The following is an 11,241-nucleotide window of genomic DNA, read 5'->3' as shown; positions in this document are numbered from 1 at the left end:
GCACAGCGGGATGACCGGAGGTTACGCAAGCTTCATCGGCTTCACGGCTGATCGTCGTCACGGGGTAGTCATTCTCACCAATGCCGCTGTGCCCGTGGAAGACCTCGGATTCGCTACCCTCGATGCAGGTTGGAAGCTTCGCCCGGTGCACAAGCGCCTGGAGACGACGCCCGAGCAGATCGAGGAATATGTCGGAAGTTACCAGTTGTCGCCCAAACTCGTCGTCCGCGTATTTCGTGATGGAAACCAACTCGCGGCACAAGGGACCGGGCAGCAACCGATACCGATCTTCGCCAGTGCGAAGGACGAGTTCTTCGCCAACATCGACGACATTGCGATCAGCTTTACGCGCGATGCCAACAGCCACGTGACTGGCATGATCCTGCACCAGCGTGGCGACCACATCGCCGCACGGATAAGCGAAAATGCCTCCGACGCAACGGTGGGCGACACCCAGGTAACCCTCGCGCGCCCTCTGCTCCAGGGCTATGCCGGGCGTTACCAGATGGCTCGGGGCGCCATACTTGAGGTCACTTTGCAGAATGACCAGCTCATGGCGAGACTGGCTAACCAATCGGCTTTCCCCGTCTTCGCCAGTGCACGCGACAAGTTCTTCTACCGGGTGGTCGATGCAAAACTTGATTTCGAGCGCGACGCAAACGGAAACATCGCGGCGGTGGTGCTACACCAGAATGGCGTGGATCACCGCGCAACCAAAGTCGCCCCGTGAGATGCCCCTATCTTCCCCTCTCATCAAACTTCAACAGACGCCCCGCACTCGCCAGCACGATGAAGGCAGCGCAGTTCTGTAGAACCGCTGCCGTCAGCGCTCCACCACTCCGACCGCCACTGGCCAACGCGAGTGCGATGAGCCCGACGGTCCAGACGGCACTTAATGCAAGATTGAGCTGAAGCGTGCGGCGCGCCCGGCGACCGAGACGAACACAGGTGGCGACGCGGGAAAAGTCGTGTCCGGTGAGCACGACATCCGCCGATGCGATGGCGATGTCGCTGCCCTGCCCGCCCATGGCGATGCCCACGGCGCCGGCCCTCAGCGCCAGTGCGTCGTTGATGCCGTCGCCGACCACGATCGGTCGTTGTCCCGCATCGACCATTTTCCTGACGAAAGCCATCTTGTCGTGCGGCAGTGCGCCCGACACCACCTCGTCGAGGCCGACGAGCGCCGCGACACGGCGGGCTTCGCCGGCGCGGTCGCCGGTGAGCAGTGCTTGCCGGTCGAYGCCGAGACCCCGCATGGCCTCGAGCGTCTCCGCCACGCCGGGTCGGACTTCATCCGCCAGCAGGACCCAGCCAAGAAACCGAGCGCCTTCGGAAACACCCGCCACCGGACCGGCATGCGCAGGGGCCGGATGGAATGTCACGCCGTGGGCGGTAAACAACTCTTCACGGCCAAGCAGCACCGGACCCTGCGTGGTCACGGCAGCCATGCCGAAGCCGGCCTGTTCATGCACATCCGCAAGGACGACCTCGTCGTCACCGGCAAGATGCGCCAGTGCACGACCGACCGGATGACTGCTGACGCGTCCGAGTGCGCGAGCGACCGCGCCGAGATGCCTGGATTCAACGCCTGCCTCACACCGAACCCCCACGACGCGAAGTTGACCCGTTGTCACGGTGCCGGTCTTGTCGACCACGAGTGCATCCGCGTCGGCGAGACGCTCGAGAAAGATACTGCTCTTGAGGAGGATGCCGTGGCGCGCGGCGACACTGACCGCGGCAAGTGCCGTGGACGGCGCGGCAAGCACCATGGCGGAGGGGCATGCGGCGACGAGGAGTGCGAGGACGGCGGCGGAGTTGAGTGTCGTAAACCAGACCATCGCGGCGAGCAGGATGACCAAGAGCAGGTATTTGCCCGCGTAACGTTCAAGAAGGCGAGTGACGGCCGGCTTGCTACGTTCGGCTTCCTGCATCAGCGCCACCACCCTGCCCAGCGCACTATCCTCGCCGATACGCGTCACACGCACGAGAAGCACGCCGTTCAGGCTCACTGAACCACCCAGCACCGTTTGCCCGACCATCGCTTCCACCGGCAAGGACTCGCCCGTCAACGAGGCGGTGTCGAGACTCGCCATGCCGTCGACCACGACCCCGTCGGCCGGCACTTTGTCACCGGCTCGCACTTCCACGATGTCGTCGGGCCGAAGCCGCGCCACATCGATCAATTCGACCCGACTATCGGCGGCGACGCGGCGAGCCACGGCCGTGGTGAGGTTCGACAAGGCTTCGACTGCTTCGCGTGAGCCGARCAAGGAACGATCCTCCAGCACGCGTCCGACCATCATCACTACCGGCAACAGGGTGGCCGTCACGAAATCGGCCGAGACCCAGCAAGCAATCACCGCAAGGGCCACGAGCTGGTCGACGACACCGTGCAGGTCAGGATGCCGAAGGCTGCGAAAGGCGGCCGTCATGACCGGGCCACCCATCAGGAGCGCCGCAAGCGCGGTGAGGAGTTGCCGCTCGACGGTCAGGGTGTCGGATGCCACGCCGATCAGCCACGCTAGCCCAAGCAAGCCCAGCGACCACAGGACAAGAACGATGCGCAGGCGCCAGCCGCGGCGCTCGCGGCTCGTGAGGAGTGCGGCTCCGTTCACTGGCCCACCCCCGGCACAATAACGTGACCACCGTCGCCCGCCGGCACGGTGTCGACGCGCTCAGCCACGTCGAAAAGTGATTTGATCCGTTCGCGGTATACCTGATCGAGCACGGTTGAATGACTCATGGTGGTGGTCTTGCCCAGTGCGAGCACGAGGGCCGAATTCGCCTCGGCCGCACTCACGGTCTCCTGCGCCCTGGCGCGCGCTTCGTCGAGGGTTTGCGCACGGGTTTGCTCCGCTGTCTGCCGTCGGATTTCCGCCGTGGTACGCGCCTGCGCAAGGGCACGCTCGACCTGTTGCGACACCTGGAGCACGTTGTCGAACGAGGCTTTGGCGCCGGCCGGAATGCTGGCGACGACATCGGTGCGCGCAACGTGGATACCGAGGCCGTTCCGGGAGCGCCCCATGGCGTCCAGACGCTGGTTGATAAGCGCAACAAGGTCGGTGCGAAAGCGTTCCCTGCGCGCGGCATAGGAAGGGTCGTCAGCCCGTTCCGGACGGGCGACGAGGATCGAATCCAGATCCCGACTGGCACAGATTCGAACAGCGGCCGCCACGACGGCCCGGCGAAGCGCCGGCTCGACGTGCTCGGCAGAAATGACGTACGCCGTCGGGTCCGTGATCTGATAGAACACCGTCACTCTGAGGTGCACGATGCCGCCATCGCCGGTCAGGAAGAACCAGGTGTTCTCGCGCGCCTCGTCGTTGACGATGTAACCCGTCGACAACTCGTCCCCCGGCGGCGGCAATGAACCGCCGATTTCCAGTGTCTCGGGAGAAAACTGTACCTGTCGCCCCGGCGACGGCAACACGGTGATGCGATCGATCGGCGCCGGCCATGTCACCAGAAGTCCCGGCCCGCTTTCACGAATGACCTGACCGAAGCGAGTGACGACAGCCTGGCTATCCGGTGTGATGCGGGAAATTCCCGTCACAGCCCATGCCACGGCGAGTAGCCCGACCAGACCGAAGAGCAGGCGAAACGACCACTTGAGCGCATCGCCAAGCAGCGAGGTTGATGGGATCTCACTCATGGCCGGGCTTTCACGGGCGCGGCGAGATGCGGCACCGGTCCGTCGACCAGCAGACGAAAGGGGGCCGCGTCCGTGCGCAGGACCAGGCGCGTGCTGGGCGTGATCGTGGCATCGAGCGTGTCGAACGATCGCAACAACGTGTACAGCGCGGGGTCGGACGTATACGCCTGTTGGTAAACCGTGGCGGACTTCACCTGCGCGTCGGCCTCGATGGACGACGCCTCGGCCTTGGCGCCGGCGATCGCGATGCGCGCGTCACGCTCCGCTTCGGAGACGACCTGGGCCGCCTCGCGCTGGCCTTCCGCCGACCGCTGCGCGGATGCCGTGTCGCGCTCCGCCTTCATTCGTTCGATGGTTGCCTGCAGCGCTTCGGTCGACAGGGTCAGGCGCTCGATTCCCGCCTGCTCGACATCGACGCCGTAAACCGCCCGCGCCTGCTGGCCCACCAGGGTTCTCAGGCGCTCTTCGAAGGCTGCCAGCCGAACCTTGTCCGGGTCGGTGTTCACCAGTTGTGCGAGATCGAAACTGCTGGCGGTGATTTCGAGTGACGACGCCATGAGGCTCCTGAGCTGCGACGCGGCAATATCCGGCTGGTTCTGCACGGCGCGCAGGTAGCGCTCAACCGCATCCGCGTCCTGGGGAACACGCCAGACCACGTACGCCTGGACGAGGACGCGAAGGCCGTCGCGGGTGCCCACGTCCTGCAAGCCACTGGACGTGGTTCGAAGACGCAGGTCGATATCCGTGGTCGCCTCGATCGGCGCTGGCCACTTCAGCGCACCGCCAGCGGTGACGAGTACGCGTACCGGCTTGCCAAGGCGCGTGATGACGACGCCCTGCCCCGGGCTTACGACGACGAAGGACGCCGCAGCCACGGCGAGGCCGACGATGACTGCGGCGACGAGCCACCGTGCGCCGTGGCGCATGTTGGAAGCGTTCAAAGGGTTCCCCCTGTGGACCCTGCGAACGGCCGCAAGTCCAGCGTGGTTTGGGTGCCGTCGATGCGATGGTCGACGACGGTGAGATGCGCCTTGCTCAGGTCATTGCGAAGGTGGGTCAGCCAGCTCTCGAAAACAAAGACATCGCGTCCGGCAGCGAGGCTTCGCGTGTCGGCTTCGAACGTTGTTCTGGTCGCGGTCGCCGACGCCAGTTGCTCCGCTGCCCCGGCTTTCGCAAGGTCCACCGTACGCAAGGCGTCCTGACTGGCCGAACCGCGTAGCGCGAAAGCACGCGCACGGCTGTCGAAACGCATGGCGTCCGCGCGGATCGCCGATGCCTGGACATTGTGGTACGCGACCGCGGCCGCGGGAGGTGGATGAATGGCTTCCACCACGACGCCGACGATCGCAATGCCCGCGTGAAAGGCACTGACCTCGGCCTGCAGGTCACGCCTGAACCGTTCGACGAACGCGCTACGGTTCTCCCCCAGAAGCTGATCGAGGGTGGACGTTGCAAAGTGCGAGACGAGAAGGCGGCCCGCCGAGACGCGTATCAATCCCGTCGCGTCGGATGTTCCATACACGGAGTCGAGCACCTCGTCGTGGGTGTCGGGCACGCGAAAGATGACGCGAAGGTCGACGTTGACGATCTGGAAGCCCTCCCGCCCTCCCGCGCTGCTTGCGATGAGATAACTCGCCTCGCCGGGATGACTCGCGTCCCATAGCCGGTCAGCAGGCGGTTCGGGAATGGCTTCGGCATCCATGCCGGCATCGACATCCGCGCGGCCTGCACTGGCAAGCTCGGCAAGCAACCTGCCTCCGGGCCGCGCCGAGAAGACGATCGGCATCTGATGGACGACCCCCAGCTCGATGGTCCGCGTGCGCGCCAGCGGCCACGGCGGGTGGATGTGCAGACCCGGACCGATGAGCGCGACCGGACGTCCCATGCGTTCGACGACCGCACGCTCGTCGACGCCCAGCACCGTCACGCCCGTAGCGAGCCAGGCGAACACGGCGAGAGCGGCGGCGACAGGCAGCGTCGCGCGCAACGCATACGCGAGCACCCAACTTTGTGACAGGTCGATGCCATAGGATTGCCTGAGCCAGTCGCTCCCACGCGACACGCTCGGCCATTGCAAACGTAGCAGGCTGGCCGTCCATGTCAGGGCCGCCGAGTTCCGTTCGGCGAAGGGGCGAGCCGGAGCGAACAGGAGCGCGGTCGCGCGGATCATCGCTTCGGCTGCCGCAAGAGAAACCAGCGCGAGCGGCACGAAGGCCAACCACTCCGCCCAGATGTAACCAAGCGAAGCAAAGAGTGTCGCCGCGCCGAGGACGAGGGTGGATACGAGCGGAATGCGCACCACCGTCTCCACCGCCGGCCCGGAGGCGGTTGAACGTACGGCGAGAAAGCGCTGCAGCACGAGTAGCGGCATGCCGGCCACAAGGAGGATCGCCGCCGAATACGGGGCCGGTGCGCCCATGGCCTGGCCAACGGCCTTGAATAGGCTCGCGGCGACGATCAGGCACACGCCTCCGCCGCCGAAAGCGATGGCACCTGGAAGCCAGTCGCCGATCCAGTCGATACCATCGAAACGGCGACGCGCCTCACGGGCGGACAGCACACCTCGTGCAAACACGGTGTTGGCGGGGAGTCGCCGGTAAACCATGGCGCGAAACGGTCCGACCCATGCCTCTGGCCGTCCTCGCACCTGCACCGTCACGCCTTCGCTGAACAAGCCGGTGGCGGCGAACAGCAACGTAAGCCCCAGGACGCGCACCGGCACGCTTGCCGATGCAAGACAGCCGATGGCACCAACGAATAGCACCGCGCCCAACGCATGGAGCGCATAGGCCGGCAGTGAGCGCTTGATGATCATCCCTGCTCCATGCGCGCTGCCAGCCACATCACCAAGAGTCCCGCGGACGCCCCAATCACGGGAGCCGCCCGCTGGTTAGGCGCAAGCCTGGCCCATATGCCGGGAAGAATGTCCGCGAGCGCGACATACAGGACGGTGCCCGACGCCGCCGCCAGCGCCAGCCCCAGGCCACTGGGCGACAACGGAACAAGGTTCATCATCAGGGCCCCGGCTGGCACACCCAGGGCCATCAACACCGACAGCGCGAACGCATGGCGCGGCGGATACCCACCCGCCACCAGCACGCTCGCACTGCTGAGTTCGCGCGGCACCTCGTGAAGGGCTATCGCCAGCATCACGGCGATACCTGCGGACTCGCCGGCGAGGAAGGCTGCAGCCACGATGACGCCATCCACCAGGTGATGCACGAAGTCCCCGGCAAGATTCATGCGTGCAAATGGCGTACGTTGCGTGCCCTCCAACGACGGCACGAGCGGTGCGCGTCGTACCCAGCTCTCGACCACGACAAGCGCCAACGCACCCGCGGCGAGCGCCAGCATCGTGTGGTCGAAGGGCTGCCCGGTCTCCAATGCCTCGGGCAGGACATGGAGCAAGGCGTCGCCGACGAGAAGACCGACAGCCAGCGACTGCAACCACACCAGCCACGGCGACAAGGCGCCGCCCGGCAACCAGACGACGAGGCGCGAAACCAGTGACGTGGCGCCCAGAACACAGGCTGCCAGCAGTACTTCATGCAAAGGAATCATCCCTTCACGACCGGCAACGTGATGACGGTCGCGTCACCGCCACGAAACACCTGTTGCGTCGCTGGCTGGAAATCGGCGGGCGTCGCAAAGAAGATGTTCGGCACGAACCTCTGCGGATTACGATCGTAGAGAGGGAACCAGCTCGACTGGATCTGCACCATGACCCGATGCCCGGGCAGGAACACGTGGTTGGCGTTTGGCAGGCTGAAATCGTACGGCAGCGCGGCACCGGCGGTGAGGGCCGCGGGCTTGTCGAATCCCGTGCGGTAACGGCCCCGGAAGATGTCCATGGCGATACCCAGTTCGTAGCCACCCATTTCGGGCTGCTCGGCAACCTGATCGGGATATACGTCGATCAGCTTGACGACCCAGTCGCTATCCGTCCCCGATGTGCTGGCCACCAGGTGAACCTGCGGCGGACCGCTGATGCGTAGCGGCTCGGTGAGCACGGCGCTGGTATAGGTCAGCACGTCCGGGCGCGTGGCGGCGGCTCGCTGGTCGTCGGTCAGCCAGTGCTGCCATCCCTTGCCTGCCATCGGTCCGACAGGACGCGGACGGTACGGCACGGGATGGCTCGGGTCGGAGACGAAGCTATCGGAGCCGCTCTCCGCGACGGCGCCCAGCTGCAGCTTGCCATCGGCATCCGGGCGAATCGCGAGCGTCGAGGCGGCGTCGTTCGTCTCGGGCCACGCCTTCGACGTCGTCCAGACATTCTGGCCGGTGACAAAAGCGTTGACAGGCGCAGGCACGTCCGGCGCGTCCTTGAGATAGTGCGCGAGGAAGGGCCTGAGGATGTGCTGGCGGAAGTAGAGGCTGGTGTCACTGCCAAAGCGCACGGCGCCCAGGCTACTGCCATCACCGACCTCCTGGCCGTGAAACCACGGGCCCACAGCGAGAAACAACCGCTGGTCGGTGTCGTGGGGCTTCATCGCGTGGTAGACCGCCATGGCACCGTAGATGTCTTCCTGGTCCCAGAGGCTGGCAACCAGCATGGTCGGTACCGAGACGGGCTCGTTGCCGAGCACCTTGTCGACGGCCTGGTCGCGCCAGAACGCATCGTAGGCAGGGTGCTGCGTAACCTTGTTCCAGAAACCGAGTTGTTCCATGCCGTAGGCCTTGGCCACCGCCCCGGCGGATACGCCTTCGAGGAAGAACTGATAGTCGTCGGCATAGTTGGACCACCACTTGAGCGTGTTCTTCCTCGATGCCGTCTGCTCGTAGATGTATTCAAGGTTCTGCTGGCGGAAGGCGCCATGGTGGAACCAGTCGTCGCCCATCCATCCGTCGACCATCGGGTTCATCGGCACGGCGGCCTTCAGTGCCGGGTGCGGATGAATGATCGCCATCAACGGTTCAAAGCCGTCGTAGGAAATGCCAAGGATGGCCACGCGTCCGTTGCTCTCCGGCACGTGTTTCACCAACCAGTCGATGGTGTCGTAGGCGTCGGTGGAGTCGTCGACGGGTGTCGGATTGAGCGGGCCATGGAGCGGCCGATTCATGACGTAGTCGCCTTCTGAACCGTACTTGCCGCGAACGTCCTGAACAACGCGGATATATCCGTCCTGGATCAGGACATCGCTTGCATCATCGTCGTGGCTTACCGCCACACCGAGGTGACCGCTCTCAACCGCACTCGTCATTTCCGTAGCGTTGTAAGGCGTGCGCGTCAGCAGGATGCCGGCATTCTTCGCATGCCTGGGCACGAGAATGACGGTGTGGAGCTTCGCGCCATCGCGCATGGGAATCATGACGTCGCGTGCCTCGTAATCGAAGGCGTCGCGCACAGGCTTGAAATGCTCGGGCGTTTCGCTCGGCAACGACGCGTACACGCCTTTCGCGGGAGGTTCCGCGCTTGCCACGGACGACAGGGCCACGGTGAGTGCCGCGGCAAGCAAGGAACGGGAGAACTTCAAGGTCAGGTTCAAGGCGAGGTGTCCTGGTATTTAACGGGTGTGCTGACGAACTCATTGGCACGTCGAAGGTAGGCGCATCACGGCATCGCGAATCTGCTGGGCAGCCGCCTCGGCCGTACCACTACAGAGCCCCGCCACGCGCCTGCGCGCTTCCGCACGCAGGGCCGTGCATTGCCATGCGCGCGGCGCATCGAGCGGCAGCACGGCATATGCCACGCCGTTACACGTGTCGGTAGCGCGCTCGGCCAGCGAGCGGCCCGCGAATTCGGCCGACGCCGATGACAGGGAGGGATCGAAGTAGCTATCGGGAAACGCCGCGGCGTAGCCCTCAAGGGTCACGTGCTGCCGAAAGGACCCGATCGAGACATCGACAGGTCCGTCGCAGGGCAAGCGGGCGGCCAGCTCGTGGATTCCCGCAAGCAGCGCCGAGCGGCTGCCCGTATGTGGCCCCAGTACGCTTGTCAGTCCGGCGAGCACGGGTAGTCGGGCGTGCGCCGCCATGGCGCCGAGTTCATGGGCGTGCGCCGGCGCACAGCGGCCGTAGGCTGCCGCCACGGCGAGGAACACGACATCGTTTGCGGCTTCAGGCGTGGAGACGAGCGATGGTCCGATGAGGGACAACGCCTGACTGGCTTCGACCTCATGCGCCGATGCATGGTCATGGTCGTGCGGCGACGTCGAAGACGGCGTCCCGGGCACGCTGCTCGCATGGTCCCCGTTGTTCGCGGTCCGCTTTGCGACAAGCACGGAAAGCAACGCGGTAAAGAGGCCCGCGACGATAAGCAGGAGGCGCGGACGGGTCAGGAGAACTCGCACGGGTGCTCAATGCTCCGTCAGCGACCACGAGGGGAACGGATCGAACATCCGAAGCCAGGCTTCCGGCCCGCGCGCGAACTCATCGTCCTGCAACAGGCAGGCGTCGAGCGCATGCCGGATATCGGCCTCCGGCATGTCCACGCCGATGAGAACCAACTCCTGACGCCGGTCGCCGAACCTCGGATGCCAGATATCGAGCAGCGCACGACGCTCGGCCTCATGCGGCAGCTCGTTCTCGTCCGGCGCGGACACGCCGAGGTCCTTCAGGGCAAACGGCTCCCGCAGCCCCGTATCCACACGCTTGCGGCTGGCCCACCAATGACCACCCGCCAACGACTCCGTCGAGCCACCGGCGACGGCAAGGCTTCCCACCCAGTCCATGCGGGTGGCCAGCCAGAAATAGCCCTTGGCACGCAATACACCGGGGATCCCCGCATTGAGCATGTCCATAAACCGTGCGGGATGAAACGGCCGCGCGTTTCGGTAGACGAAGCTCGTGATGCCGTAAGCCTCCGTCTCGGGCGTGTGCTCGCCCATCAGTTCCTTCACCCAGCCTGGCGCTCTCTGGGCACGTTCGTAATCGAAGCGTCCCGTGTTGAGAATGTCCATGAGGTCGATTTCGCCGTGGGCGACGTCGACGAGCCGCGCGTCGCGGTTGAGGGCGCGAAGCACGCGCCGCACTTCCCGCCTTGCGACGCCGTCGAGCTGGTCGCATTTATTGACGACGATGACATCCGCAAACTCGACCTGCTCGGTCAGCAAGGTCACCAGCGAACGCTCGTCGTCCTCGCCGGCAGCCTCGCCGCGTTGCTCCAGGCTGTCGCTCGAACAGAAGTCCCGCAGGAAACTCCTGCCGTCGACCACGGTAACCATAGTGTCCAGCCGAGCGACATCCGACAGGGAGAACCCGGCTTCATCGCGGACATGAAACGTAGCCGCCACGGGCAAGGGCTCGGATATGCCGGTCGATTCGATAAGCAGGTAGTCGAACCTGGCCTCGGCCGCAAGCCGCTTCACCTCCTGCATGAGATCGTCGCGAAGCGTGCAGCAAATGCAGCCATTGGAGAATTCGACCAGCTTCTCGTCCGTCCGGCTGAGCGCCGCCCCGCCGTTCCGCACCAGGCTGGCGTCGATATTGACCTCGCTCATGTCGTTGACGATGACGGCGACACGCAAGCCCTGGCGGTTACGAAGGACATGATTGAGCAACGTGGTCTTTCCGGCACCAAGAAAGCCGGAAAGCACGGTGACCGGCAACGTGGGGACGCTGGCGGATGCAAGGTTTTTCATGGGGTATCC

General features: G+C 65.0%; 9 protein-coding genes. 1 reads left to right on the top strand and 8 read right to left on the bottom strand.

The window, feature by feature from the left end; genetic code table 11:
* A partial coding sequence (locus tag AC1DSN_RS11965; protein ID WP_477330837.1) for a DUF3471 domain-containing protein occupies positions 1–730 on the top strand: 730 nt, incomplete at its 5' end.
* A 7-nt stretch (positions 731–737) separates the two neighbouring features.
* Here AC1DSN_RS11965 and AC1DSN_RS11960 read toward each other — a convergent pair.
* From AC1DSN_RS11960 to AC1DSN_RS11925, 8 genes are read right to left on the bottom strand one after another with little or no spacing between them, the layout of a single operon-like run.
* Positions 738–2,615, bottom strand: a complete 1,878-nt coding sequence (locus AC1DSN_RS11960) for a heavy metal translocating P-type ATPase (protein ID WP_477330835.1) — start codon at positions 2,613–2,615, stop codon at positions 738–740.
* Entirely contained in the window at positions 2,612–3,652 is a 1,041-nt protein-coding gene (locus AC1DSN_RS11955) for an SPFH domain-containing protein (RefSeq protein WP_477295951.1), read from the bottom strand. Before AC1DSN_RS11955 ends, AC1DSN_RS11960 begins: the two co-directional genes overlap by 4 nt.
* Positions 3,649–4,593, bottom strand: coding sequence for an SPFH domain-containing protein (locus AC1DSN_RS11950; protein WP_213948042.1), 945 nt, complete (start codon positions 4,591–4,593; stop codon positions 3,649–3,651). The genes AC1DSN_RS11955 and AC1DSN_RS11950 overlap by 4 nt, the downstream gene beginning before the upstream one ends.
* Positions 4,590–6,467 (bottom strand): SPFH domain-containing protein, encoded by a 1,878-nt coding sequence (locus AC1DSN_RS11945; protein ID WP_477295950.1) that lies wholly within the window; start codon positions 6,465–6,467, stop codon positions 4,590–4,592. The genes AC1DSN_RS11950 and AC1DSN_RS11945 overlap by 4 nt, the downstream gene beginning before the upstream one ends.
* Positions 6,464–7,204, bottom strand: coding sequence for a ZIP family metal transporter (locus tag AC1DSN_RS11940; RefSeq protein ID WP_477295949.1), 741 nt, complete (start codon positions 7,202–7,204; stop codon positions 6,464–6,466). Before AC1DSN_RS11940 ends, AC1DSN_RS11945 begins: the two co-directional genes overlap by 4 nt.
* A gap of 5 nt (positions 7,205–7,209) precedes the next feature.
* Positions 7,210–9,138, bottom strand: coding sequence for a CocE/NonD family hydrolase (locus AC1DSN_RS11935; protein ID WP_477295948.1), 1,929 nt, complete (start codon positions 9,136–9,138; stop codon positions 7,210–7,212).
* A 39-nt stretch (positions 9,139–9,177) separates the two neighbouring features.
* On the bottom strand, positions 9,178–9,942 hold the full coding sequence (locus AC1DSN_RS11930; RefSeq protein ID WP_477330833.1) for a hypothetical protein: 765 nt from the start codon (positions 9,940–9,942) through the stop codon (positions 9,178–9,180).
* Positions 9,943–9,948: 6 nt separating this feature from the next.
* Positions 9,949–11,232 (bottom strand): GTP-binding protein, encoded by a 1,284-nt coding sequence (locus AC1DSN_RS11925; protein ID WP_477330839.1) that lies wholly within the window; start codon positions 11,230–11,232, stop codon positions 9,949–9,951.
* Positions 11,233–11,241 lie beyond the last annotated feature (9 nt).

The sequence above is a fragment of the Luteibacter sp. P4_D7_3 genome, from assembly GCF_056401735.1.
This window is presented reverse-complemented; position numbering and strand designations above follow the sequence as displayed.

Excerpts from the sequence above, each read along its gene's own strand:
- AC1DSN_RS11925 (WP_477330839.1), bottom strand. The coding sequence starts at position 11,232 with ATGAAAAACCTTGCATCCGCCAGCGTCCCCACGTTGCCGGTCACCGTG.
- AC1DSN_RS11955 (WP_477295951.1), bottom strand. The coding sequence starts at position 3,652 with ATGAGTGAGATCCCATCAACCTCGCTGCTTGGCGATGCGCTCAAGTGG.
- AC1DSN_RS11945 (WP_477295950.1), bottom strand. The coding sequence starts at position 6,467 with ATGATCATCAAGCGCTCACTGCCGGCCTATGCGCTCCATGCGTTGGGC.